Here is a 24,220-nt window from a genome sequence, read left to right on the forward strand (position 1 = left end):
TCCGTCGGGCGGCGGCGGCGCGGGGCGAGTCAGGCGCGGGCGTGCCGGGTGGCGCGGTAGAGCCGGATCGACTCGCGCAGGGCGGAGCGGGCCCGACGACGGTCGCCGGAGGCGTCGTAGGCGAGCCCCAACCGGAACCACGCACGCCAGCTCTCCGGCGCGGCCTCGACCTCGGCCTTGAACTGCGGGAACTCCGCGTCCGCCGCATCCCTGAGGGGACGCCCACTCACGCGGGTGGGCAGGTCTTCGACCGGGAGCCCTCCTTCGGCGGCGAGAATCTTCACGAGCTTCTCGGTGCGCGCCCCGAACAGCAGCTCCCGTCCGATCGCCCAGGCCGCGATCAGCGGGAGCACCAGCAAGGCCACGCCCATCGCGATCGCGACCCCGACACCCGTGGCCATCAGCATGACCGCACGCTGCACCACGAGCACCAGGTAAAGGGCCAGAATGACCGCCATCACGAGGGCGGCGATGCGATTCCTCACGCGTTCTCGCGAACGGTGGGGCGCGGCGGCTCGCCGTTCGGCTCGGCGATGCCGAGATCGACGAGCTTGTCGAGGCCGACGACGACACCGGTGGCAGACGCGGCAGCCCGCACCGCGAGGAGGATCCCTGCTTCGTACGATTCCGAGCCGATCGTGTCGTGACGGATGGTGAGGGTCTCGCCCGCGCCGCCGAAGACGACCTGCTGCTGGGCGACGACCCCGCGCATCCGCAGGCTGTGGATCGGGACGCTCGCCACCTGCTGGCCGCGGGCCCGTTGGTCGGAGTGCGGCGCGTCGACCGGACCGCGCTGGGCCCGGGCGGCGCCGATCAGTTCTGCGGTGCGCACGGCCGTTCCCGACGGGGAGTCGACCTTGCCCTGACCGTGCGCCTCGATGATCTCGATCGAATCGAAGAACCGAGCCGCCACCGTGGCGAAGGCCGTGCCGAGGGCGGAACCGAGCGAGAAGTTGGGGATGACGACCGCACCGAGTCCGTCGTGCTCCGCGACCCGTCGCTCGAGGTCCAGGATGCGGTCGGCCGACCAGCCGGAGGTGCCCACCAGCACGTTCAACCCGTTGTCGACGGCGAACGCCACGATTCCGGGGCTCACCGCCGGGAGCGTCATGTCGACGAGCACATCGGCGCCCAGCATCTCCTCGAGCGGCGACCGTGAGCCCAACCGGGCGACGAGCTCGAGGTCGTCGGCCTGCTCGATGAGCCGGACGGCGACGGAGCCCAGCTTTCCGGTCGCACCAGCGACGGCAACGCGAATAGTCACCCGACCAATCTACCTGCCGCCGCGCTGTCGACCTGCGGCGCGTCGGTCCCGAACGAATACGCTGGGTGCATGGTGTCATTTGCCGATGTCGCGGTCACTGACGCGTCAGCCCACCGGATGCTGGCGGAGTACTTCACCGAACGTGCCGTCACGTTTCCGGCGAGTCAGGGCGCCTACCGCACGACCTTCCCCGACCCGCTCCAGTTCGTGCCGCCGGCCGGTGTCTTCCTGCTCGCCGTCGACGAGGACGGCACAGAAGCCGGATGCGGCGGCATCCGCGAACTGAGCCTTCCGCTGGCCGAGCGCGATCCTTCCACAGTGGCCGTGCGCTACGAGATCAAACACCTCTGGGTGCGGCCGTCGCACCGCGGCCGCGGGCTCGGCCGCGCGATCCTGAGCGAATTGGAGCACCGGGCGAGAGGGTTCGGTGCGACGGAGCTCGTCCTCGACACCAATGCGAGCCTGGAGGCGGCCGGCGGCCTCTACCGCAGCCACGGCTACAGTGACATCCAGCCGTACAACGACAACCCCAACGCGACGAACTGGTTCGGCAAGGCGCTCTGAACTGCGGGCGGCCACGCGATTGCGAGGCCGCGCAGGTCAGACCGGCTGCAACTCCGGGAGACCGGTGCGCAGCTCGACCGGCAGGTGACCCAAGTCGTTGTGCACGACGAGCACCGGCGGTTTCGCGGAACGCACCCGGATGATGGTCAGCCCGCAATTGGCCTGGTTCAGCCCCAACCAGCGCCACTCCGGAGCATCGAAGACGTGCCGCACGAACCAGCCGATCACGAAGTTGTGGGTGACGAGCAGGTCGTGCCGGTCAGCGCGCGCCGGCGTGAGGAATTCGCTCACGGCATCCTCCATCTGCGCACGGCCGGCCTCGATCTCCGCGTCGGTGACGGCGCCGAAGAACGACTCGAACGATTTGGGCATATCCGGCGTCGGTCCCGACGGGATGCAGTCGAACAGCAGGCTCGACGGCTCCGGAGTGAGAGCCGGCATCCGCTCGGACATGATGGCCGCCGTCTCGGCCGCCCGGTTGAGGGGCGAGTGGTACATCCCCGTGAACGGGATGCCCCCGAGACGCTCGGCGATCAGCTGCGCCTGCCGCTTGCCTCGGGGGGAAAGCGGACCATCGGGGAGCCCGTGCTCGGCGTCCTGCTGCTCGCCGTGTCGAACGAGATAGAGGTAATGGGGCACCAGGATGACCTTTCGGGTGAAACGGGAAGAGAGAGGTGGTCAGCGCGCGAGGGCGGCGAACATGTCGTCGGTCACGCTGCCGACCGCGGAGACGGAGAACGGCCGTGCGGCGAGATCTCCGGCCAGCGCCTTCACATCGTCGACGGTGACGAGGTGCAGGCGTCTGAGGCTCTCGTCGAGGTCCGCGAACTCGCCCATGCTGATCTCGGCGCGGCCGAGCCGGGACATCCGGGTGTCGGAGTCCTCGAGGGCGAGGGCGGCGCCCCCGGAGAGTTGACCGACGGCACGGCGCAGTTCGTCCGCGGTGACGCCGCCGTCGGCGAGACGGTCCAGCTCACCGAGCATGAGCTCGGCGACCTGGGTGGCCTTGGCGGGAGCGCATCCCGCGTAGAGACCGAACACACCGGCATCCGAGTAGGAGCCGGAGAAGGAGTAGACGGAGTACGCCAGGCCCCGGCGCTCCCGGATCTCCTGGAACAACCGGCTCGACATCCCCCCGCCGAGGATCGAGTTCAGCACGCTCATCGTCACCCGGCGCTCATCGGTGGCAACGATGCCGGGAACTCCGATCAGCAGGTTGGCCTGCTCGATCGGGCGCTCCACGGCGACCACCGCGGCGCCGCGGACGATCTCGGCAGGGCGGGTCGCGCGCCGGGCGACCGGTGAGGCGGCCGTGTCCAGGTCCCAGCCGGCACCGCGGAGCGCCCGCTCGACGCCGGAGACGAGGAGGTCGTGATCGACCGCGCCGGCCGCCGTGACGACGAGGTCCTGCGGACGGTAGTTGGCGCGATAGTGCTCCCACACGGCGTCGCGTTTCGCGTCACGGATGGTCTGCGGGCTGCCGCCGATCGGCCGGCCGAGAGGATGCGCGCCGAGCACCGCCGAGAAGAATCGCTCGTTCGCCACATCTCCCGGGTCGTCCTCGGCCATGGACAACTCCTCCAGGATGACGCCGCGCTCGTTCTCGAACTCGGTCGGATCCAGCAGCGAGGAAGCCAGCATGTCGGCGATCACCTCGACCGCCATCGGAAGGTCGCGATCTTGCACCTTGGCGTAGTAGCAGGTGTACTCCTTGGCGGTCATCGCATTGTGCTCGCCGCCGACGGAGTCGAACGAGATGGCGATGTCGAGAGCCGTGCGAGTGTTCGTGCCTTTGAAGAGCAGATGCTCCAGGAAGTGCGTCGACCCGAAGCTCGCGGGAACCGCGGCGCGCTCACCCGAAGCCGGAACCGCATCCGACTCGTCGCGGGACCCGACGGCCACCCAGTAGCCGAGAGTCGCGCTACGGGCTCCTGGGACCTGTTCGCTGAGGATGCGCACCCCGCTCGGTAAGACGGTGCGTCTGACCAGTGCCTCGCCGGATGCGGCGAAAGAAAGGTCGGCCAGGCCAAGGGGAAGGTCGACTGCGCTGTTCATCCCCACCACCCTACGCCAGCGGTCGAAGAAACCTCGTGAGGGAAATGAGGACAAACAGACTGGTCTGTCTACCTATATACTGTTCTCTACGAGAGGCGCCGGACCATTCCCCCAATCGGCCCGGCGCCCACCCGCGAGGAGATGGACCCGACCATCTCCCCTGAAAGAAGGAGTCGTGCCGGATGGCCGTTAGTGCCCGAGCGACCATCCGGCCGCCCGCTCCGTCGAAGGTCAAAATCCTCGCAACCGCGGACGAGCTGTTCTACCTGGAAGGCATCCACACCGTCGGCGTCGACCGCATCATCGCGGGCGCCCGGGTGACGAAAGCAACTTTCTACAAGCACTACCGCTCCAAAGACCTCCTGATCATCGCCTACGTCGAAGGCCGCGACAAGCAGCTCCGCGACTGGTTCGAGCAGCAGGAGAAGACCACCCGCGACCCGCGCGCCATCGCCCGCGCCCTCGTCGACCAGATCAACGTCGAAGCCATCCGTCCTGGCTTCCGTGGCGACCCGTTCATCAACGCCGCCGCCCAGTTCGCCGACGAGAGCCACCCGGTGCGCGTGGCGGTCACCGCACACCGCGACTGGTACGCCCACCGCATCGAAGACCTGTTCCGCGAGATCGGCCACCCGCACCCCGGCGATGCCGCCGATGACCTCATCCTGGCCCGCGACGGCGCGCTCGCCGGCGGATACGTCGGCGACCCGGTCGCCGCCGGGGCCGCGCTGCACCGCTCACTGGAACGCATTCTCTCGGAGGCATGAACCCGGGTCGCGTCGGATGATCCGCCGTCACCCCGTCGGATCGTCCGTCGTGACGGAAGAGCAGGCCCGCCCGCCGGGGAGGTCGAGACCGCCTGGGGCTACTCGGAGACGCGGTCGAGCTCGAGCATCTGGGCGCGCGTGAGGCGGATGCCGGCGGCGAGCATCAGGGCGTCTACCTGTTCTGGGCGGCTGGCGCTCGCGACCGGGGCGACGACACTGCGCTTGGCGAGGAGCCAGGCGAGGGCCACGCTCGCCGGCGTGGACTGGTGCACGGCGGCTACACGATCGAGCGCGGCGAGAACGCGCTGACCCCGACGGTTGACGTAGGCCGCGGCACGGATGCTGCGGGCGTCGGCATTGAGGTCGTCTTTCGTGCGGTACTTCCCCGTGAGGAAGCCGTTGGCCAGCGCGTAGTACGGCATGACGGCGAGCCCCTGGGCCGAGGCGACGATGCGCAGGGCGCTCTCGAACTCCGTGCGGTGCATCAGGTTGTACTGGGTCTGCACGGCGACGAACTGCGGCAGACCGCTCGACGAGAGGATGCGCGCCTCGATCAGGCGGTCGGCGCTGAAGTTCGAGGCGGCCAGGTAGCGGACCTTGCCGCTCTCGATGAGCCATTCAACGGTGGCGAGGCTGTCTTCGAGCGGCACCTCCGGGTCGTCGTCGTGGAAGTAGAGGAGGTCGATGTGGTCGGTCTGCAGCCGCTCCAGCGAAGCCTCCACCGCGCGCACGATGCTCACCGAGCCGAGGCCGGGGTTCTCGTGGTGACGGCCGACTTTGGTGGCGACGACCATCGTGTCGCGGTTGCCGCGCTCGCGCATCCATTTGCCGATGAGCACTTCGCTCCGGCCCCCGACATAGCTGTCGGCAGTATCGATGAAGTTGCCGCCCAGGTGTGCGAAGCGGTCGAGGATGCGCAGCGAAGTGTCGCCATCGGCCGTCCAGCCGAAGACGCTCGCGCCCAGGGAGAGAGGGTAGACCGCGAGGTCGCTCTGACCGATGCGACGGGGTGCGATGATGCCGAGCGGGCGGGTGCGCTCCAGGTCGGATTCGAGTTCGGGCAGCCCGTCGACGCCGATCGATTCGGTCAGGACTTCTTCAGGGGTGTCGGACACCGGCACCGCCGGAGCGGAACGACGCGACGCGACCTCGCGCAAGCGGAGCGGAAGCAGTTGTGGCATATGCCCCTCCCCCTACTCCCGACTGGGTCGAATCGATTCGAGGACCCCGGCTCCTCGACCTGTACTTGCAGCGTACGGCATACCACAGACAGGGTTGCGTCGATCCGGGTGAACTGCTAAAGAAAGCTTGGTCACAGTTTGATCACAGTCCGCGGCGGGCAGGGTGTCAGCGGGCAGCCTCTGCGCGACGCAGCACGGAGCGGGCATGCGCGATGACCGGACCGTCCACCATTCGCCCATGCAGACGGAAGACCCCGCCCGCCTCCGCGGCCGCGGCCAGCAGGTCGCCGGCGTCGGCCACTTCCCGCTCCGTCGGCCGGTACGCCGCCCGGATCGTCGGTACCTGCCCGGGATGGATGCACGCGGTCGCAGCGAACCCGACCGCCGCCGCATCTTCGGCCTCGGCAGCCAACCCGGCAAGATCGTCGATGGCGAGGTGCACGGTGTCGACCGCGGCGACCCCGGCCGCGCCAGCCGCGAGCAGCACGGTGGAGCGGGCGTGCACAGCCACGTCACGGTAGCCTCCGTCGGCGCGCCTGCTGGCGGTGCCGCCGAGCGACGCGACCAGATCTTCGGCGCCCCACATCACGGCGACGACACCATCGGCGGCCGCCAGCTGCGGAGCGGCGAGAACGCCCGCCGCCGTCTCGCACAGAGCGATCACATCCAGACCGCGCAGGTCTCGCAGATCGTCCGGCCGTTCGGCCTTGGGGAGCATCACCGTGCGGTACGGCGTGGCGGCGAGCGCCGCAAGGTCGGCGGAATGGTCGTCACCGCCGGCGACGTTCACACGAACGATGACGCGCTCCGGGTCGAGCAGGCCCGACTCCGCCGTGGAGACGATGGCCTCCCGGGCGAACGGTCGGCGGGCGGGGTCCACCGCGTCTTCGAGGTCGAGGATCACCGCATCCGCCCGTTCCTGCGCCTTCGCGAACCGGTCTGGCCGGTCGGCGGGACAGAACAGCAGCGCCGGGCCCCAGGCGAAGGCGGTCATCGCGGCACCGCTGCGTGCGCATCCCGGCACCACACCATCACCTGGCGCGTCGCGGTGGCGACGATCTCGCCATCCTGGTTGCGGCCGGTGTGCACGAGCGTGACGATCCCCTGACCGGGGCGCGAAGCCGACAGCCGCTTTCCGGTCACGACGGTCTCCGAGTAGAGCGTGTCGCCGTGGCGGAGCGGATGCGGGAAGACGACCTCGCTGAAGCCCAGGTTCGCGACGATGGTGCCCTGCGTCAGCTGCGTGACCGAGGCCCCGACGATCGTTGCCAGGGTGAACATCGAGTTCACCAGCCGCTCCCCGAACGGCTGCCCCGCCGACCACGCGGCGTCGAGGTGCAATGCCTGCGTGTTCATCGTCAGGGTGGTGAACAACACATTGTCCGCCTCGGTGACGGTGCGGCCCGGCCGATGCAGGTAACGGGTGTCGAGCTCGAACTCCTCGAAGTAGAGCCCGCGCTGCTCGATCTCTTTCACGGCGCGCTCCCGTCCAGCCGAACGGTCAAGGGTGCACCCGTCGCGGCGACGACTTCGTCGACGGTCACCCCGGGCGCGACCTCCCGCAGAACGAGCGACCCCTCCCCCGTGTCGGTTCGGAGCACATCGATCACGGCGAGGTCGGTGACGATGCGGTCGACGCATCCGGTGCCGGTGAGCGGGAGCGAGCACTCGCGCACGATCTTGGGATGCCCCTCCCTGTCGACGTGCTCCATCATGACGATCAGACGCTTCGCGCCGAAGACCAGATCCATCGCGCCGCCCATCCCCTTGACCATCTTTCCGGGGATCATCCAGTTGGCGAGGTCACCTCGTTCTGACACCTCCATCGCGCCGAGCACGGCGACATCGACGTGGCCTCCGCGCACCATGCCGAACGAGAGCGCCGAATCGAAGAAGGCGGCCCCCCGGTTCACGGTCACGGTCTCCTTTCCCGCGTTGATGAGGTCGGGGTCGACAGCCTCGTCGTCGGGGTACGGGCCGACGCCGAGGATGCCGTTCTCCGAGTGCAGGATCACTTCGACATCGGCGGGGATGTAGTTCGGGATGAGGGTCGGCATGCCGATCCCCAGGTTCACGTATTGGCCGTTCTCGAGTTCCCTCGCCACTCGGGCCGCGAGCTCGGTGCGCGTGAGGCTCATCGGTGCTCCCCCTCACGGATGCGCACCGTTCGGCGCTCGATCCGCTTCTCGACGTCGGGGGTGTGCACGACGCGCTGCACGAAGATTCCCGGAGTGTGCACCTCGGCCGGGTCGAGGTCGCCCGGCTCGACGAGCTCCTCGACCTCGGCGATGGTGATGCCGCCGGCCATCGCCGCGAGCGGGTTGAAGTTCATCGCCGCCGCGTGGAAGACGAGGTTGCCGTAGCGGTCGCCCTTCGCCGCGTGCACCAGCGCGAACGCCGGGGTCAGGGCGTGTTCGAGCACGTAGTCCGCCCCCTCGAAGCGCCGCACCTCCTTCGGATCGGATGCGACGGCGACCGAGCCGTCCGGCGCATACCGTCGGGGAAGGCCGCCTTCGGCGATCTGGGTTCCGACGCCCGCCGGCGTGTAGAACGCCGGGATGCCGGCGCCGCCCGCCCGCAGCTTCTCGGCGAGCGTGCCCTGCGGAGTGAGCTCCACCTCCAGCTCGCCCGAGAGGAACTGCCGCGCGAACTCTTTGTTCTCGCCGACGTACGAACTGATCATCTTGCGGATGCGCCGGTCGCCGAGCAGGATGCCGAGCCCCCAATCGTCGACGCCGCAGTTGTTGCTCACCACTTCGAGCTGGTCCGTCCCCTTGTCGTGCAGCGCCCGGATGAGCTCGCTCGGGATGCCGCACAACCCGAATCCGCCGACCGCGAGCGACGCCCCGTTCGGGATGTCGGCGACCGCCTCCTCAGCGCTCTCCACCACCTTGTCGATCATCGTCTTCTCCGATCCTCGCGGTCCGACACTGTCGAGTACGCGAAAAGTATCCTGAATCCCGCCCGGTCACCAGACTTTTCGTGGACTCGGCTGCTGTGGCCCGGGCGGAGGGGGTTGGGTCAGTCGTCGAAGCCGAGAGCGCGCGAGATGATCATGAGCTGCACCTCGGTGGTGCCCTCGCCGATCTCGAGGATCTTCGAGTCGCGGTAGTGCCGCGCCACCGGGTTCTCGTTGAGGAACCCGTAGCCACCGAAGACCTGACTCGCATCACGGGCGTTGTCCATCGCCGCCTCGCTACCGACGAGCTTGGCGATCGACGCCTCCAGCTTGAACGGTCGACCCGCCATCAGCTTGAAGCAGGCGTCGTAGTAGGCGAGGCGGGCAGAATGCACGCGGGCCTGCATCCGGGCGATCTTGAACGCGATGTACTGGTTGGAGCCGATGGCGCGGCCGAAGACGTTGCGGCTCTTGGCATACCGCACCGCCTCATCGAGGCAGCCCTGGGCGGCGCCGGTGCAGAGGGCCGCGAAAGCGACGCGCCCCTCGTCGAGCGTCTGCAAGAAATTCGCGTATCCGCGGCCCCGCTCGCCGAGCAGGTTCGCCTCCGGCACGTGCACATCGGTGAGGGTGAGCGGATGCGTGTCGGAGGTGTGCCAGCCGACCTTGTCGTAGGCCGGCCCCTGCACGAAGCCCGGCGTCGGAACCGGCACGAGGATGGCGGAGAGCTCCTTCTTGATCGACCCGTCAATTCGAGTCGACTCCCCCGTGACCGCCGTGATGGTGACCAGCCGGGTGATCTCGCTGCCGGAGTTGGTGATGAACTGCTTGGTGCCGTTGATCACCCACTCGCCGTCGCGCAGTTCGGCGGTCGTCTTCGTACCGGCGGCGTCGGAGCCCGCATCCGCCTCGGTGAGGCCGAATCCGGCGAGCGCCTCACCACTGGTGAGCATCGGGAGCCACTGGCGCTTCTGCGCCTCGGTGCCGTTGCGGAACACCGGCATCACGCCGAGACCGACGCCGGCCTCCAGGGTGACGCCGATGCTCTGGTCGACTCGGCCGAGCTGCTCCACGGCGAGGCACAGTGACAGGTAATCCTTGCCCTGTCCGCCGTACTCGACAGGGAAGGGCAGGCCGAAGAGGCCCATCTCACCCATCTGAGCGATGATCTCGTAGGGAAGGCTGCGACGGGTGTCGTAGTCGTACGCGGCGGGGGCCACCACGGTGTCGGCGAAGTCGCGCACCTGCTCGCGCAGGCGGCGATGCTCCTCTGTGAGCTCGAAGCCGTACGTCTCGCCGCTCGCGGCGTCGGTGCGCGTCAGTTCCATTGTCATGGGCTTCCTATCTGGGGGACGGGGTCGATCGTGTCGGCCCGGGGGTGGGGCGTTCCGCGCGGGTGGGCGGAACGTCGTTCGTTTCGGGTGCGGTGGCAGCGGCGGCAGCGGCAGCGGCAGCGGCAGCGGCAGCGGTGGCAGCGTCGGCCGTCGCCGGGTCGACATCGATCGTCGCCACGAGCTGGTCGAGCCGCACCACCTCACCTTGCGTGACCCGCACCCGCACGATTCCGGCGACGGGTGCGACGATCCGGTGCTCCATCTTCATCGCCTCGACGGCGAGAACGGTGTCACCGGCGGCCACGGCGTCGCCGCTGCGCACCGCCACCGCGACGACGGTTCCCGGCATCGGCGACCGCAGCTCGGGGTCGGTCACGCCGGAGGCGCGGGCGAGCCCGGCGAGCTCCCGAGCGAGGCGGTCCGGACGGTCGAGGATACGCAGCTCGCGCACCGCCCCGTCGTCGCCGAGCCATACAGCGCCGCCGAGCCACACGGCGCCGCCGTCGCGGGCGAACGCCAGCCGGCGGGTGACCCCGTCGAGAGTGAGGATCGCGGTGGCGGGCTCGCCCGGGCTGCGCGGCGCGACGATCGAGATCCCCGCGGGGACGGCCGCTGCATCGCCGACCGCGACCTGCGCGGTCGCGGCGGCCAGCGCATCCGCGTCTCCCGAAACCCGCACGGTGGCGGCTCCGAGGTCGTAGGCCACCGGCCGGTTGTCGCCGACACGCCAACCGGACGGCTCCGACCAGAGCGGCCCCACTGTGCTCGGCGGTTCGGCGAGACGGTCGTGGTGGGCGACGAGCGCCGCGGCGGCCAGCTCGGCCGGTTCCGGCGCACGGGGAGTGCCGCCGGAGAACCGGCGGTCGATCAGGGTCGTGTCAAGGCGCCCGTCCCGCACGGCCGGGTCGGCGAGCAGTCCACGCAACCAGCTCACGTTCGTGACAGCACCGAGGATCACCGTGTCGGCGAGCGCCGCGTCGAGGCGGTCGAGTGCGGCCTCACGATCGACGCCCCAGGCGATCACCTTCGACAGCATCGGATCGTATTCGGTCACGATCGGCGCGCCGGCGATGAGGCCGCTGTCCACCCGCACGCCCGGGCCTTCGGGCTCCCGCAGAGCGAGCACCGTGCCGTCGCTGGGCAGGAAGCCGCGCTCCGGATTCTCGGCGTATACCCGGGCCTCGATGGCGTGCCCGGTGAGCCTGATCTCCTGCTGCGCGAACGCCAGAGGTTCACCCGCCGCGATCCGCAGCTGCCACTCGACCAGGTCGAGGCCGGTCACCAATTCGGTCACCGGATGCTCGACCTGCAGTCGCGTGTTCATCTCCATGAAGAAGAACTCGCCGGGCGCCGAGTCGGAGACGAGGAACTCGACTGTGCCCGCACCGACATAGTCGACGCTCGCCGCGACCGCGCAGGCCGCCCGGCCGATGCTCGCCCGCGTCGCTTCGTCGAGCAGCGGCGACGGCGCCTCCTCGACCACCTTCTGGTGGCGGCGTTGCAGCGAGCACTCCCGTTCCCCCAGGTGCACGATGTTCCCGTGCCGGTCGGCGAGCACCTGCACCTCGATGTGGCGTGGCGTGTCCACGAGGCGTTCCAGGAACAGCGTGTCGTCGCCGAACGAGGCGGCGGCAACCCGGCGGGCAGCGCGAAGCGCGTCGGCGAGCTCGGTGGGCTCATACACCGACTGCATCCCTTTGCCGCCGCCGCCGGCCGAGGGCTTGACAAGAACGGGGTAGCCGATCGCCGCGGCGGCCTCGATGAGGCGTTCGTCGTCGAGCCCCGGCTCGGCGATGCCCGGGATGGTCGGGACCCCGTGCGCCTCGACCTCCCGTTTCGCCGCGATCTTGTCGCCCATCACATCGAGCGCACGCACCCCTGGCCCGATGAAGACGACTCCGGCGCCCTCGCAGGCCCGGGCGAACGCGGCGTTCTCCGAGAGGAAGCCGTAGCCGGGATGCACGGCCTGCGCCCCTGTCGCCACGGCGGCCCGCACGATTGCGTTCACGTCGAGATAGCTTTCACGGGCGGAGGCCGGGCCGAGGCGCACCGCCACATCGGCGAGCGCGAGGTGCGGCGCATCCCGGTCGGCGTCGCTGTAGACGGCGACCGACCGGATGCCGAGACGACGCAGCGTGCGGATTACCCGGCAGGCGATCTCCCCCCGGTTCGCCACCAGAACGGTGTCGAACGGCCGGCCGGCAGAGGTGGATGTGTCGGACACGGCTCTCACATCCTGAACAGCCCGAAGGCCGTCTCGGGGAGGGGCGTGCGAGAACACACGTCGAGGGCGAGGCCGAGAACGGTGCGCGTGTCGGCGGGGTCGATCACACCGTCGTCCCAGAGCCGCGCTGTGGAGTAGTACGGGCTGCCCTGATGCTCGTACTGCTCGACGATGGGTGCCGTGAACGCGGCCTCCGCCTCAGCGGGCCATTCCTCGCCGCGGGCATCCAGCTGCTCCCGCTTCACCGTGGCGAGCACCGACGACGCCTGGGCGCCCCCCATGACCGAGATGCGGGCGGCCGGCCACATCCAGAGAAAGCGCGGCGAGTACGCCCGGCCGCACATCGAGTAGTTGCCGGCACCGAAGGATCCGCCGATCACGATCGTGAGCTTCGGCACCCGGGTCGTCGCGACCGCGGTGACCATCTTGGCGCCGTGCTTGGCGATGCCCCCGGCTTCCGCGTCGCGGCCGACCATGAAACCCGAGATGTTCTGCAGGAACAGCAGCGGGATGCCACGCTGATCGCAGAGCTCGATGAAATGCGCCCCTTTGAGGGCCGATTCGCTGAACAGCACGCCGTTGTTGGCGACGATGCCGACCGGGTGCCCGTGGATGCGCGCGAAACCGGTGACCAGTGTCGTCCCGTACTCCGGCTTGAACTCCTGGAACCCGCTACCGTCGACGATCCGTGCGATCACCTCGCGAACGTCGTAAGGCGCCTGCACATCCGTCGGCACGACGCCGTAGAGCTCCGCCGGGTCGACGGCGGGCTCGCGCGTCGCGAGCACTTCCCATGCGGGTTCCGCCGGCTCCGGCAGGGTGGCGACGATGTCGCGCACGATCTGGAGGGCGTGGGTGTCGTTCTCGGCCAGGTGGTCGACGACACCGGACGTGCGTGCGTGCAGCTCGCCGCCTCCGAGTTCCTCCGCCGTGACCACCTCGCCGATGGCGGCTTTCACCAGCGGGGGTCCGCCGAGGAAGATCGTGCCCTGACCGCGCACGATCACCGTCTCGTCGCTCATCGCGGGAACGTAGGCGCCACCGGCCGTGCACGAGCCGAGGACGGCGGCGAGCTGCGGGATCTTCGCGGCCGACAGTCTCGCCTGGTTGTAAAAGATGCGGCCGAAGTGGTCTCGGTCGGGGAACACGTCGTCCTGCATCGGAAGGTAGGCGCCGCCCGAGTCGACCAGATAGATGCACGGGAGCCGGTTCTCCCAGGCGATTTCCTGGGCGCGCAGATGCTTCTTGACCGTCATCGGATAGTAGGTGCCGCCTTTGACTGTCGCATCGTTCGAGATGACGAGCACGTGCCGACCATGCACGAGGCCGATACCGGCGATCAGGCCCGCGGCCGGGCTCTCGTCGTCGTACATCCCGGTGGCGGCGAGCGGGGCGATCTCCAGGAACGGGCTTCCCTCGTCGAGCAGCGCGTCGATGCGTTCGCGCGGCAGCAGTTTGCCCCGCGCGAGATGACGCTGACGCGAGCGCTCGGGGCCGCCCGTCGCCGCGACGGCCAAGCGTCTGCGCAGTTCGGCCACGAGGGCGCGCTGGGCCTCCTCGTTCTGCTCGAACAGCGGATCGACCGCTCTTCTCTCGCTGATCAGCGTTGGCATCGTTCGTCTCCGTCGACAGTCAGTTAGTGGTTGCTAACTCGATTTTAGGTTAGTGTTCATTAACCGAAATGTCCAGCATCCGGAGAAGACGATGAGCGACCTCGCCGAGAACAGGCCGACCCAGCGCAGTCAGGCCAAGGCCGACCGCCGGGCGGCCCTGCTCGAAGCCGCGGCGGCCCTGTTCGCCGAGCGAGGCTTCAACGGCGTCTCGATCGAAGACCTCGGCGCTGCCGCCGGCGTCAGCGGTCCCGCGGTGTACCGCCACTTCCCGAGCAAGCAGGCGATGCTCGCCGCGCTTCTCGTCGGCGTCAGCGAGCACCTGCTCGAGGGTGGGACCGAGGTCGCCTCCGCCGCCGACGGTCCGGCCGGCGCCCTGCGCGCCCTCATCGCCTTCCATGTGGACTTCGCTCTGACCGAGCCCGATACCATCCGCGTGCAGGATCGGGATCTCGACTCGCTCTCCGAGGCCGAACGCCGCGAGGTGCGCCGGCTGCAACGCCGCTACATCGAGCTCTGGATGGAAGTGCTCGCCACCCTGCATCCCTCCCTGTCGACCGGCGAACGACGGATGCGCGTGCAGGCCGCCTTCGGTCTCATCAACTCCACTCCGCACAGCGCCCGTGTCGGCGGGACGAGCATCGACACGTCCGCGGCGCGACCGGTGCTGGAACGGATGGCGTGGGCCGGGCTCAACGCCCACTGACCCGGCACCGAACCCGGAAACATCGGCCCCTCCGACGCGTCACCGGCATGCGTTACAGTCGCAGGAAGCATCCGGCAGCACGAACGAAGGAGTGGTGTGGGCGATGACGCACCCCGCCTCAGGCGGCATCATCGGATTCTGAGGGCCATCGGCATCGTCGTGTGCGTGTTCCTCGTGCTCGTCGTCATCGCGGGCGGGGTCGGTGTGTGGACGGTGATGCGCTCCTTCCCGCAGACCTCCGGGACCATCGACATCGCCGGCCTCGACCAGCCGGTCACGGTCACCCGCGACGAGGCGGGCATCCCCCAGATCGAGGCGTCGACCGCCGACGACCTGTTCCGCGCCCAAGGTTTCGTTCACGCCCAGGACAGGTTCTGGGAGATGGACTTCCGCCGTCATGTCACAGCGGGCCGTCTCTCCGAACTCTTCGGCGCGAGCCAGGTTCCGACCGACACCTTCATCCGTACCCTCGGCTGGCGGGAGGTCGCCGAGCAGGAGGTCAAGGCCCTCGACAAGACCTCGCTCCGCTACTACCAGGACTACGCCGACGGCGTGAACGCCTACCTCGCGACCCACAAGGGTGCGGAGCTCTCGTTGGAGTACGCCGTGCTGGGAATCCAGAACCCCGGCTACTCCCCCGAACCGTGGACCCCGGCCGACTCGGTCGCGTGGCTCAAGGCCATGGCATGGGATCTTCGATCGAACCTCGAAGACGAGATCGACCGGGCGTTGCTGTCCACGAAACTCACGGCCGCGCAGATCGCCGAACTGCATCCCGCCTACCCCTACTCCGAGCATCCCACCATCACGGCCGCCGGCGGCGGCTCGACCGGCACGACCACCCCGGATGCCGTCTCCGCGGCCACCGAGCCGGCCTCCGCCACGGCTTCCGACTCCGCGGCCGAGCCGGCGGGCGACCCCCGCTACACGGCTGCGCTCACCCAGCTGGCCTCGTCGCTCGACGGCCTGCCCACCCTCATCGGCCCGGCCGGCAGCGACATCGGCTCGAACTCCTGGGTCGTCTCGGGCGCGCTGACCGCAAGCGGAAAGCCCCTCCTGGCCAACGACCCGCACCTCGGGGCCACCATGCCATCGGTCTGGTACCAGGTCGGATTGCACTGCCGAGTGGTCGGGCCCGATTGCCCGTTCGACGTGGCCGGTTTCAGCTTCTCCGGCCTGCCCGGCGTGGTCATCGGCCACAACAACCGCGTCGCCTGGGGGTTCACCAACCTCGGGCCCGACGTGGCCGACCTCTACGAGGAGAAGGTCACCGGGAACACCTACGAATACGACGGCAAACAGCTGCCGCTCACCCTGCGCACAGAGACGATCACGGTCGCCGGCGGAAAACCGGTGCACCTCACCGTGCGTTCCACGCGCCACGGTCCGATCATCACCGACCTGAGCGATGGGTACGCCACCATCGCGAAAGACCAGGCCGGCAAGCTGGGCGTGCCCGCGCAGCAGTACCAGCTCTCTCTGCAGTGGACGGCTCTCACCCCCGGTCCGACGGCCGGGGCCATTTTCGCCCTCGACACAGCGCAGAATTGGCAGCAGTTCCGCGCGGCGGCCCAGAACTTCCAAGTCCCCTCGCAGAACCTCGTCTATGCGGATGTGGACGGCAACATCGGATACCAGGCCCCCGGCCTCATTCCCGTCCGGGCCTCCGGCGACGGAACGATGCCGGTTCCGGGCTGGACGAGCTCCTTCGGCTGGACCGGCTACATTCCGTTCGACGACCTCCCATCGACGTACAACCCGCCGAGCGGATACATCGTGACGGCCAACAACGCCGCCGTCGGGCCCACGTTCCCCGATCTGATCACAAAAGACTGGGACTACGGTTTCAGGGCCAACGAGATCGAATTGCGGCTGAAGGCCCTCATCGACGCCGGCACGAAGATCACGGCCGGCGACTTCTCCGCCATCCAGGCCGACAAGTACAACGCCAACGCCGCCTCGCTCGCCCCGCTGCTCGTCACGATCGGGGGCAAAGAAGACGAGAACTCCGGCGCATACAAGGCCGCCCGACTCCTCGCCGGCTGGAACTATCACGACGACGCGAACAGCGCGGCCGCCGCCTTCTTCAATGTCTTCTGGCGCACCTTGCTCGCCGACGCGTTCGGCCGGAAACTACCGGCCTCGGCGCCGCCGACCGGGGGCGACCGCTGGTTCCAGGTGGTGCAGACCCTGTCGAAAGACGAATACTCCCCCTGGTGGACCGACAAGAAGCTCGACCTCAACGACCGTGATCAGATGTTCGCCTACGCCGCCGACCAGGCCTGGAAAGAGGCGGGCACGCTCATGGGTGGTGACGCGAATAAGTGGCGGTGGGACAGCATCCACACCCTCACCCTCACGAACGCGAGTTTCGGCGTCTCGGGTATCGGGCCGATCGAATGGTTGTTCAATCGCGGTCCGTACCCGGTCGGCGGCGGGTCCAGCGTCGTGGATGCGATCGGCTGGGATGCGTCGGTCGGCTATCAGGTGGACTGGCTGCCCTCGATGCGTCAGGTGATCGACCTCAGCGACTTCGACAAGAGCACCTGGGTCAACCTGACCGGCGCATCCGGTCACGCTTTCAACGCCAACTACACGGACCAGACGCCGCTCTGGCAGCAGAACAAGACGCGCCCGTGGCCGTTCAGCGCGAAAGTCGTCACGGCAGCGGCGCAGCAGACGCTCACCCTGCGCCCCACCGGTTAGCCGGGCCCGCGCCGCCGAGACGACAGCGGCGCCACCGCCGCCGCTCTTCGGCAGCGCAGACGATCTCAGCGGCCGGAAGGCCAGTGGCGCTCGGGGCTGCCGACGTACAGCTGCTGCGGGCGACCGATCTTGGTGAGCGTGTCGGTGTTCATCTCGCGCCAGTGCGCGATCCAGCCGGGAAGCCGGCCGATGGCGAACAGCACCGTGAACATGCGCGTCGGGAAACCCATCGCCTTGTAGATGACACCGGTGTAGAAATCCACGTTCGGGTACAGCTTGCGGTCGATGAAGTACTGGTCGGCCAGAGCGACCTCTTCGAGCTCTTTGGCGATGTCGAGCAGCGGGTCGTGCACGCCGAGGGCGGCGAGCACCTCGTCGGCGCTCTCTTTCACGAGGCGGGCGCGGGGGTCGAAGTTCTTGTAGACGCGGTGCCCGAAGCCCATCAGCTTCACGCCCTCTTCTTTGTTCTTCACGCGCTCGACGAACTTCTGCACGCTCTCGCCGGAGTCGCGGATGCCCGCGAGCATGTCGAGCACAGCCTCGTTGGCTCCGCCGTGCAGCGGACCGTAGAGGGCGTTGATGCCGGCCGAGACCGAGGCGAATAGGTTGGCCTGCGTGGAGCCGACGAGCCGCACAGTCGAGGTCGAAGCGTTCTGCTCGTGGTCTTCGTGCAGGATGAGCAGCCGCTCCAGGGCCTTCGACAGCACCGGGTTCACTTCGTACGGCTCGGCCATCGTGCCGAAGTTGAGACGCAGGAAGTTGTCGACGAAGCTCAGCGAATTGTCCGGATACAGGAACGCCTGCCCGAGGCTCTTCTTGTGCGCATAGGCCGCGATCACGGGCAGTTTGGCCAGCAGCCGGATCGTCGACAACTCGATCTGCTCGGGATCGTGCACGCTCAGCGAGTCCTGGTAGAAGGTCGACAGTGCCGAGACGGCACTCGAGAGCACCGACATGGGGTGCGCGTCGTGCGGCAGAGCACTGAAGAAGCGACGGAGGTCTTCATGCAGCAGCGTGTGGCGACGGATGCGCTCGTCGAAGTCGGCGAGTTCGGTCGGCGTCGGCAGGTTGCCGTAGATGAGCAGCCAGGCCACCTCGAGGAAGGTGGAGTTCTGGGCAACCTCTTCGATCGGGTAGCCGCGGTAACGCAGGATGCCCGCATCGCCGTCGATGTAGGTGATGGCCGACTTGGTGGCCGCCGTGTTGACGAATCCATAGTCGAGGCTGGTGAAGCCCGTCTGCCTGGTGAGCGTCGAGAAGTCGATGCTCGACGCCCCTGTGGCGCTCGGCAGAACAGGGAATTCGGCAGAACCACCCGGGTAGTTCAGGGTGGCTTTCTGGGCCTCTCCCTGTGCCTTCTCGGTGCCGGGTCCGCTCACAACGCCTCCTGGGTAGTGGGGTGATCGCGCGCCGATTGTGGCAGCGCTGCAAAAAGTCGTGCGGCTACAGCCTAACGAACGCTCCGAGCAACTGTCGCATCCCGCAAAAGGGCCGGGCGACTCTTAGAGGGTGTCTCCAAAGTTGCGCAACCGATCGGCCGCGACTGCGATCCGTTCGTCGGTCGCGGTCAGCGAAAGACGCACATGCTGCGGGTTGTCGTCGCCGTAGAAGACGCCGGGACCGGCCAGAATGCCGAGGTCCGCGAGCCGGCCGATGCTCTCCCAGGCGTCACGACCTTCCGTCGCCCACAGGTAGAGGCCGGCCTCGCTGTCGTCGACCCGGAATCCTGCGGCTTCGATCGCAGGTTTGAGCACGCCGCGCCGCGCCCGGTAGCGCTCCCGTTGCTCCGCGACATGCCCGTCGTCGCCGAGTGCGACGACCATCGCGGCCTGCAGCGGCCCCGGCACCATGAGACCGGCATGTTTGCGCACCGTCAGCAGACGGCCGATCACGGTGCGGCATCCGGCCACGAACGCCGCCCGATATCCGGCGAGGTTCGACTGTTTGCTCAGCGAGTAGACCGCGATGATGTTCCGCCGATCGTCGCCGATCACCCGGGGGTCGAGCACGCTCGGGATGCGCTCGGCATCCCAGGGTGCCTCCCAACCGAGCTCGGCGTAGCACTCGTCGCTGGCGACGACGGCACCGAGCTCCCGGGCCCGCTCGACCGCCGCGCGAAGCGCGGAGACGTCGAGGACCCGCCCATTGGGGTTGCCCGGGCTGTTCAGCCAGACGAGTCGCGTGTTCGCCGGCCAGTCGGCCGGGTCGTCACTCGCGACGGCCTCGGCGCCGGCGAGGGCCGCACCGATGGCGTAGGTGGGGTATGCGGCACGCGGATGCACGACGGCATCGCCCTCGCCGAGACCGAGCATGAACGGCAGGAACGCCACGAGCTCTTTCGAACCGATGGTGGGGAGCACGTTGTCGACGGTGAGTCCCGGCACGCCACGGCGGCGGTCGAACCACTCGACGATCGCCTCGCGCAGGGCGGGCGTGCCGACGGTCTGCGGATAGGCGTGAGCATCCGTGGCCGCGGCCAGCGCTTCACGGATGAGGGCGGGCGTCGAATCCACCGGCGAACCGATGGAGAGGTCGACGACGCCGTCAGGGTGGGCACGCGCACGCGCCGCGTAGGGCGCCATCAGGTCCCACGGGTATTCCGGGAGGTCTCCGAGTGCCATCGGCTCAGTGGACCTGGGGAGGGAGCGCAGCGATCACGGGGTGGTCTTTGGCGATCACGCCGACCTTCGCCGCACCACCAGGCGACCCCACATCATCGAAGAACTCCACATTCGCCCGATAATAATCCGCCCACTTCTCCGGAAGATCATCCTCGTAATAGATCGCCTCCACCGGACACACCGGCTCACACGCCCCACAATCCACACACTCATCCGGATGAATGTACAGCGACCGCTCCCCCTCATAAATGCAATCAACCGGACACTCATCAATACACGCCCGATCCTTCACATCCACACACGGAAGCGCGATCACATAGGTCACGGTGCAGGGTTTCCCTTCGGAGTATTTGCCCTCTAGCTTAGGCCGTCTCCGCCGGGTGAACCGGACCGCGGGAGCGGCTCAGATCGGGCCACGCCATCACCACCGCCGCGATGAGAATCGGCCCGACCACCCAGATCTGACCCGGCAGATCGTTGAGGATGAACACCGACCCGCCCGCGCTCTGCTGAGAGAACAGCACGATAACGCCGATCGTGCCGACGGCCGCGATCAGGGCAGGGATGCGGCTTCGCGCGAGCAGGCGCAGCCCGGCCAGCACCGCGGCGAACGCCACGAGGGCCGCCACGAGACCCCAGGGGATCACCAACCCCCCGATCCGCCAGCTCGACTGGTGTGCGATGGTGCCGACGGCGCCGACAACGACGCCGACAACGAACAACAGCAGTGAGTTCACGATCCGGCTGAGCATCCTCCGATGCTAACCGACCGGTCCCGGTCCGCACCTGGACAGCGGCCGGGAGCACAGCTAGAGTCATTTCGGTAAGGTTAGCCTTACCAACCTCTCCCCCCACTCGCACCCGAAAGACGCCTGTGCTCGCCAACTATCTGATCGGCCTCCGCGAAGGCATCGAAGCGTCCCTCGTCGTCGGCATCCTGGTCGCCTACATCGTCAAGATCGGACGGACCGACGTCCTGCGCAAGCTCTGGCTCGGTGTGGGGGCCGCGGTCGTGATCCCGCTCGGGGTCGGCGCCCTCCTCACCTGGGGTCCGTACGGCTTGAACTTCCAAGCGCAGGAGATCATCGGCGGCGGGCTCTCGCTGGTGGCCGTCGGCTTCGTCACCTGGATGATCTTCTGGATGGGTAAGACCGCTCGCACGATGAAGAACACGCTGCACAGCCGCCTCGACTCGGCACTGGTCGGCGCCGGCTGGGGGGTCGTGGTGCTGGCGATGCTGAGCGTCGGGCGCGAAGGGCTCGAGACCGCACTGTTCGTCTGGGCCACGGTCGCCTCGGTCGGCGGCAGCTGGGAACCGGCGGTCGGCGCACTGCTGGGCATCCTCACCGCCGTGGTGCTGGGCTTCCTGCTGTACCGCGGCTTCGTCAAGATCAACCTCGGTAAGTTCTTCACCTGGACGGGCGCGTTCCTCATCCTCGTCGCCGGCGGCGTCCTCGCCTACGGGATCGGCGACCTGCAGGAGGCCGGCGTCCTGCCCGGCGCCGGCGTGCACGCATACAACATCAGCGGGATCATCCCCGCCTCCAGCTGGTACGGAACCGTGCTGCAGGGGATCGTGAACTTCAATCCCTCGCCAACCTGGCTGCAAGTGGCCGGCTGGGTCGTCTACATCGCCGTCGTCTCGCTCTTCTATCTCCGCCAGCACCGTTCCGGCTCGCGCGGGCACGCCCGCACGACCGACGAACCCGCGGCCGCGACGGAAACGCCCGCCACTGCGGTCGCTCCTGCCACCACGGCGACACCGGCGCACCGGCCCGTCGCCAACTGAGCCCTCACTCCCGCCGAAAGAAAGCACAGCCATGTCTAGAACCCGTTCCCTCGGCGCCCTCGCCGGCGCCGTGACCGTCGCTCTCGCGCTCAGCGGATGCGTCCCCAACAATGCCGCCGCCGACGGCGAGGCGCTCTCGGTCACTCTGAACGACGAGAAGTGCACCGTGTCGGCGGACACCACGCCGAGCGGGGCGGTCACCTTCCAGGTGACCAACACGGGGTCCGACGTCAATGAGTTCGAAGTCCTCGCCGAAGACAAGCTTCGGATCGCCGGCGAGAAGGAGAACATCGGCCCGGGCACCACCGTCAACTACGTCGTGCAGCTGCCCGAGGGCTCGTACTACACCGCGTGCAAGAAGGGCATGGTCGGAAGCCCGACATCCCTCATGCCGTTCACCGTGACGAAGGGCAAGGCGGCGACCTCCAACGCGAGCGAGAGCAAGCAGGTGTCGCAGGCGGTCACCAACTACATCTCGTACATCAAAGACCAGAGCGGCCAGCTGCTCGCAGCGACCCAGGCGTTCGCGAAGGTCTATGAGGCCGGCGACGATACGGCCGCCCGCGCGCAGTACCCGGCCGCCCGCGCCTTCTACGAGCGCATCGAGCCGACGGCCGAGCAGTTCGGCGACATCGACCCCGCCCTCGACCTGCGCGAGGCCGACCTCGAGAGCGGTCAGACCTGGACGGGCTGGCACCGCATCGAGAAGGACCTCTGGGCGCCCGCCGGCTTCACCCCCTCGGATGCCGCCGGCCGCACGCAGCTCGGCGACCGGCTCGTCGCCGACACCCAACGGCTCTACGATCTCGTATACGCGAAGAACTTCACCCTCACCATCGACCAGATCTCCAACGGCGCGATCGGCCTGATGGAGGAGGTCTCGCGGAGCAAGATCACCGGCGAGGAGGAGACCTTCTCGCACACCGACCTCTGGGACTTCCAGGCCAACGTCGAGGGCGCGAACGTCGCATACGGTATCGTGCGCGACATCGCCGACGGTAAGAGCGAGAACGGCAAGCAGATCGTGAAGAAGCTCGACACCGAGTTCGCCGCCATCCAGAAGCTGCTCGATGGCTATACGTCGGGCACCGGGTTCGTCAGCTACACCGAGCTGTCCACCGCACAGGTGAAACAGCTCTCCGACGAGGTGAACGCCCTGAGCGAGCCGCTCAGCCAGCTCACGTCCATCATCGTCAAATAGGCTCCCCGAGTGACAACGGACACGCCTGAACCCGTCGAGCCCGGGCTCTCCCGTCGGGGGCTGCTCGGCCTGGCCGGGGCCACTGTCGGGGCCGGCATCGTCGGGCTCGGAGCAGGAATCGCGGTCGACCGCACCGTGCTCGGCGCTTCCACGGCGGCGACCGATACCTACCCGTTCTACGGAGCCCACCAATCGGGCATCACCACCGCCGCCCAGGACAGGCTGCACTTCGCCGCCTTCGACGTCGCACCCGACCTCGACCGCGCCGGACTCATCGAGCTTCTCCAGGATTGGACTGTTGCGGCGGCCCGCATGTCCCAGGGGCGCCCCGCCGGCAAATACGGCCCCGCGAGCGGCCCACTGGACGCTCCCCCGGACGACACGGGTGAAGCCCTCGACCTTCCGCCGGGCGGCCTCACCCTCACCTTCGGGTTCGGCCCCAGCCTGTTCACCACTGCGGACGGACACGACCGGTTCCGCATCGCCGACCGCCGGCCGGAGGCACTCGTCGACCTCCCTCGCTTCGCCGGGGACGCCCTGCTCGACTCGTTCGTCGGCGGGGATCTGTGCGTGCAGGCCTGCAGCGACGACCCCCAGGTAGCCGTGCACGCCATCCGCAACCTCTCGCGCATCGCCTTCGGTCGAGCCTCCATCCGCTGGTCGCAGCTCGGGTTCGGGCGCACCTCCTCCACGACCCGCGGTCAAACGACTCCGCGCAATCTGTTCGGCTTCAAAGACGGCACCGCCAATGTGAAGGCCGAGGACACTCATGTCGTCGATGACCAGATCTGGGTGTCGGGCGCCGACGGCTCAGAATGGATGGCCGGCGGCTCCTATCTGGTCGCCCGCAAGATCCGCATGGTCATCGAGACCTGGGACCGTCAGCAGCTCGGCGAGCAGGAACGCATCATCGGACGGGACAAAGGCGAGGGCGCCCCCCTGTCGGGCGGAACCGAGTTCACCGAGCCGAACTTCCTCGCCGTCGCACCGGCCGGAGGCACGAAGATCGATCCGGATTCGCATGTGCGGCTCGCGCACCCCAGTACCAACGCGGGCGCACAACTGCTGCGCCGGGGATATAACTTCGTCGACGGCAACGACGAGCTCGGCCGCCTCAACGCCGGCCTGTTCTTCATCGCGTTCCAGCGGGATCCGCGCAAGCAGTTCATCCCGATCCAGCAGCAGCTGTCCCGCAACGACGCGATGAACGAGTATGTTCAGCACGTCGGTTCGGCCGTGTTCGCCGTTCCCCCGGGCACCCGCGAAGGCTCATACATCGGCGCCGGGCTGTTCGCCTGA

The 24,220-nt window shown here is 68.3% G+C and carries 23 protein-coding genes; 7 read left to right on the forward strand and 16 right to left on the reverse strand.

The window, feature by feature from the left end; all coding sequences use genetic code 11:
* Window positions 1-29: 29 nt before the first annotated feature.
* Both K5L49_RS05110 and dapB read right to left on the reverse strand, forming a co-directional pair.
* A complete protein-coding gene (locus tag K5L49_RS05110) occupies window positions 30-485 on the reverse strand; it encodes a hypothetical protein (protein WP_374107672.1) in 456 nt (151 codons plus the stop codon).
* On the reverse strand, window positions 482-1,264 hold the full coding sequence (gene dapB / locus K5L49_RS05115) for a 4-hydroxy-tetrahydrodipicolinate reductase (RefSeq protein ID WP_223690917.1): 783 nt from the start codon (window positions 1,262-1,264) through the stop codon (window positions 482-484). Before dapB ends, K5L49_RS05110 begins: the two co-directional genes overlap by 4 nt.
* A gap of 69 nt (window positions 1,265-1,333) precedes the next feature.
* Between dapB and K5L49_RS05120 the strand changes: the two genes are divergently transcribed.
* Window positions 1,334-1,828 (forward strand): GNAT family N-acetyltransferase, encoded by a 495-nt coding sequence (locus tag K5L49_RS05120; RefSeq protein ID WP_223690918.1) that lies wholly within the window; start codon window positions 1,334-1,336, stop codon window positions 1,826-1,828.
* A 36-nt stretch (window positions 1,829-1,864) separates the two neighbouring features.
* Here K5L49_RS05120 and K5L49_RS05125 read toward each other — a convergent pair whose 3' ends face one another.
* Window positions 1,865-2,467: a histidine phosphatase family protein gene (locus K5L49_RS05125; protein ID WP_223690919.1), complete on the reverse strand. Its 603-nt coding sequence runs from the start codon at window positions 2,465-2,467 to the stop codon at window positions 1,865-1,867.
* Between the two features lie 39 nt (window positions 2,468-2,506).
* On the reverse strand, window positions 2,507-3,883 hold the full coding sequence (locus K5L49_RS05130) for a M16 family metallopeptidase (RefSeq protein ID WP_223690920.1): 1,377 nt from the start codon (window positions 3,881-3,883) through the stop codon (window positions 2,507-2,509).
* Between the two features lie 182 nt (window positions 3,884-4,065).
* Between K5L49_RS05130 and K5L49_RS05135 the strand changes: the two genes are divergently transcribed.
* A complete protein-coding gene (locus K5L49_RS05135; RefSeq protein ID WP_223690921.1) occupies window positions 4,066-4,650 on the forward strand; it encodes a TetR/AcrR family transcriptional regulator in 585 nt (194 codons plus the stop codon).
* A 98-nt stretch (window positions 4,651-4,748) separates the two neighbouring features.
* Here K5L49_RS05135 and K5L49_RS05140 read toward each other — a convergent pair whose 3' ends face one another.
* The 8 genes from K5L49_RS05140 to K5L49_RS05175 all read right to left on the reverse strand — a co-directional run bounded on the left by K5L49_RS05140 (window position 4,749) and on the right by K5L49_RS05175 (window position 13,901).
* Window positions 4,749-5,831 carry an aldo/keto reductase gene (locus tag K5L49_RS05140; RefSeq protein WP_223690922.1) on the reverse strand — a complete coding sequence of 361 codons (1,083 nt, stop codon included), beginning with the start codon at window positions 5,829-5,831 and terminating at the stop codon, window positions 4,749-4,751.
* Window positions 5,832-5,997: 166 nt separating this feature from the next.
* Entirely contained in the window at window positions 5,998-6,825 is an 828-nt protein-coding gene (locus tag K5L49_RS05145; protein WP_223690923.1) for an HpcH/HpaI aldolase/citrate lyase family protein, read from the reverse strand.
* The gene (locus tag K5L49_RS05150) at window positions 6,822-7,307 is read right to left on the reverse strand and encodes a MaoC family dehydratase (protein ID WP_223690924.1); all 486 of its coding nucleotides are present in this window, start codon (window positions 7,305-7,307) and stop codon (window positions 6,822-6,824) included. Before K5L49_RS05150 ends, K5L49_RS05145 begins: the two co-directional genes overlap by 4 nt.
* Window positions 7,304-7,969: a 3-oxoacid CoA-transferase subunit B gene (locus K5L49_RS05155; protein WP_223690925.1), complete on the reverse strand. Its 666-nt coding sequence runs from the start codon at window positions 7,967-7,969 to the stop codon at window positions 7,304-7,306. Before K5L49_RS05155 ends, K5L49_RS05150 begins: the two co-directional genes overlap by 4 nt.
* Window positions 7,966-8,733 (reverse strand): CoA transferase subunit A, encoded by a 768-nt coding sequence (locus tag K5L49_RS05160; protein WP_223690926.1) that lies wholly within the window; start codon window positions 8,731-8,733, stop codon window positions 7,966-7,968. The genes K5L49_RS05155 and K5L49_RS05160 overlap by 4 nt, the downstream gene beginning before the upstream one ends.
* A 119-nt stretch (window positions 8,734-8,852) precedes the next feature.
* Window positions 8,853-10,064, reverse strand: coding sequence for an acyl-CoA dehydrogenase family protein (locus K5L49_RS05165; protein ID WP_223690927.1), 1,212 nt, complete (start codon window positions 10,062-10,064; stop codon window positions 8,853-8,855).
* 7 nt (window positions 10,065-10,071) lie between these two features.
* Window positions 10,072-12,297 carry an acetyl/propionyl/methylcrotonyl-CoA carboxylase subunit alpha gene (locus tag K5L49_RS05170; protein WP_374107673.1) on the reverse strand — a complete coding sequence of 742 codons (2,226 nt, stop codon included), beginning with the start codon at window positions 12,295-12,297 and terminating at the stop codon, window positions 10,072-10,074.
* Entirely contained in the window at window positions 12,294-13,901 is a 1,608-nt protein-coding gene (locus tag K5L49_RS05175) for a carboxyl transferase domain-containing protein (RefSeq protein ID WP_223690929.1), read from the reverse strand. Before K5L49_RS05175 ends, K5L49_RS05170 begins: the two co-directional genes overlap by 4 nt.
* Before the next feature lie 91 nt (window positions 13,902-13,992).
* Between K5L49_RS05175 and K5L49_RS05180 the strand changes: the two genes are divergently transcribed.
* Together K5L49_RS05180 and K5L49_RS05185 are read left to right on the forward strand one after the other, a co-directional pair.
* Window positions 13,993-14,604 (forward strand): SACE_7040 family transcriptional regulator, encoded by a 612-nt coding sequence (locus K5L49_RS05180; RefSeq protein ID WP_223690930.1) that lies wholly within the window; start codon window positions 13,993-13,995, stop codon window positions 14,602-14,604.
* A 96-nt stretch (window positions 14,605-14,700) separates the two neighbouring features.
* On the forward strand, window positions 14,701-17,310 hold the full coding sequence (locus tag K5L49_RS05185; RefSeq protein ID WP_223690931.1) for a penicillin acylase family protein: 2,610 nt from the start codon (window positions 14,701-14,703) through the stop codon (window positions 17,308-17,310).
* A gap of 65 nt (window positions 17,311-17,375) precedes the next feature.
* Here K5L49_RS05185 and K5L49_RS05190 read toward each other — a convergent pair whose 3' ends face one another.
* The 4 genes from K5L49_RS05190 to K5L49_RS05205 all read right to left on the reverse strand — a co-directional run bounded on the left by K5L49_RS05190 (window position 17,376) and on the right by K5L49_RS05205 (window position 20,683).
* The gene (locus K5L49_RS05190; protein ID WP_223690932.1) at window positions 17,376-18,689 is read right to left on the reverse strand and encodes a citrate synthase; all 1,314 of its coding nucleotides are present in this window, start codon (window positions 18,687-18,689) and stop codon (window positions 17,376-17,378) included.
* 123 nt (window positions 18,690-18,812) lie between these two features.
* Window positions 18,813-19,931 carry a succinyldiaminopimelate transaminase gene (gene dapC, locus K5L49_RS05195; protein WP_223690933.1) on the reverse strand — a complete coding sequence of 373 codons (1,119 nt, stop codon included), beginning with the start codon at window positions 19,929-19,931 and terminating at the stop codon, window positions 18,813-18,815.
* 4 nt (window positions 19,932-19,935) lie between these two features.
* A complete protein-coding gene (fdxA, locus tag K5L49_RS05200; RefSeq protein WP_223690934.1) occupies window positions 19,936-20,256 on the reverse strand; it encodes a ferredoxin in 321 nt (106 codons plus the stop codon).
* 37 nt (window positions 20,257-20,293) lie between these two features.
* On the reverse strand, window positions 20,294-20,683 hold the full coding sequence (locus K5L49_RS05205; protein ID WP_223690935.1) for a hypothetical protein: 390 nt from the start codon (window positions 20,681-20,683) through the stop codon (window positions 20,294-20,296).
* 122 nt (window positions 20,684-20,805) lie between these two features.
* On the opposite strand from K5L49_RS05205, the gene efeU reads away from it, so the two are divergent.
* Genes efeU through efeB form a run of 3 tightly spaced genes read left to right on the forward strand, consistent with a single transcriptional unit; the run spans window position 20,806 to window position 24,220 of the window.
* Complete coding sequence (gene efeU / locus K5L49_RS05210; RefSeq protein WP_223690936.1) at window positions 20,806-21,720, forward strand: iron uptake transporter permease EfeU; 915 nt, start codon at window positions 20,806-20,808, stop codon at window positions 21,718-21,720.
* A 31-nt stretch (window positions 21,721-21,751) separates the two neighbouring features.
* Window positions 21,752-22,921, forward strand: coding sequence for an iron uptake system protein EfeO (gene efeO, locus K5L49_RS05215; protein WP_223690937.1), 1,170 nt, complete (start codon window positions 21,752-21,754; stop codon window positions 22,919-22,921).
* A 9-nt stretch (window positions 22,922-22,930) separates the two neighbouring features.
* A complete protein-coding gene (gene efeB / locus K5L49_RS05220; protein ID WP_223690938.1) occupies window positions 22,931-24,220 on the forward strand; it encodes an iron uptake transporter deferrochelatase/peroxidase subunit in 1,290 nt (429 codons plus the stop codon).

This window comes from Leifsonia poae, from assembly GCF_020009625.1.
GTDB lineage: Bacteria > Actinomycetota > Actinomycetes > Actinomycetales > Microbacteriaceae > Leifsonia > Leifsonia poae_A.

What these genes read in the sequence shown, in the direction of transcription:
- K5L49_RS05120 (WP_223690918.1), top strand. Translation starts at nt 1,334, where the DNA reads ATGGTGTCATTTGCCGATGTCGCGGTCACTGACGCGTCAGCCCACCGG.
- K5L49_RS05130 (WP_223690920.1), bottom strand. Translation starts at nt 3,883, where the DNA reads ATGAACAGCGCAGTCGACCTTCCCCTTGGCCTGGCCGACCTTTCTTTC.
- K5L49_RS05135 (WP_223690921.1), top strand. Translation starts at nt 4,066, where the DNA reads ATGGCCGTTAGTGCCCGAGCGACCATCCGGCCGCCCGCTCCGTCGAAG.
- K5L49_RS05140 (WP_223690922.1), bottom strand. Translation starts at nt 5,831, where the DNA reads ATGCCACAACTGCTTCCGCTCCGCTTGCGCGAGGTCGCGTCGCGTCGT.
- K5L49_RS05145 (WP_223690923.1), bottom strand. Translation starts at nt 6,825, where the DNA reads ATGACCGCCTTCGCCTGGGGCCCGGCGCTGCTGTTCTGTCCCGCCGAC.
- K5L49_RS05155 (WP_223690925.1), bottom strand. Translation starts at nt 7,969, where the DNA reads ATGAGCCTCACGCGCACCGAGCTCGCGGCCCGAGTGGCGAGGGAACTC.
- K5L49_RS05160 (WP_223690926.1), bottom strand. Translation starts at nt 8,733, where the DNA reads ATGATCGACAAGGTGGTGGAGAGCGCTGAGGAGGCGGTCGCCGACATC.
- K5L49_RS05165 (WP_223690927.1), bottom strand. Translation starts at nt 10,064, where the DNA reads ATGACAATGGAACTGACGCGCACCGACGCCGCGAGCGGCGAGACGTAC.
- K5L49_RS05175 (WP_223690929.1), bottom strand. Translation starts at nt 13,901, where the DNA reads ATGCCAACGCTGATCAGCGAGAGAAGAGCGGTCGATCCGCTGTTCGAG.
- K5L49_RS05180 (WP_223690930.1), top strand. Translation starts at nt 13,993, where the DNA reads ATGAGCGACCTCGCCGAGAACAGGCCGACCCAGCGCAGTCAGGCCAAG.
- dapC (WP_223690933.1), bottom strand. Translation starts at nt 19,931, where the DNA reads ATGGCACTCGGAGACCTCCCGGAATACCCGTGGGACCTGATGGCGCCC.
- K5L49_RS05205 (WP_223690935.1), bottom strand. Translation starts at nt 20,683, where the DNA reads ATGCTCAGCCGGATCGTGAACTCACTGCTGTTGTTCGTTGTCGGCGTC.
- efeO (WP_223690937.1), top strand. Translation starts at nt 21,752, where the DNA reads ATGTCTAGAACCCGTTCCCTCGGCGCCCTCGCCGGCGCCGTGACCGTC.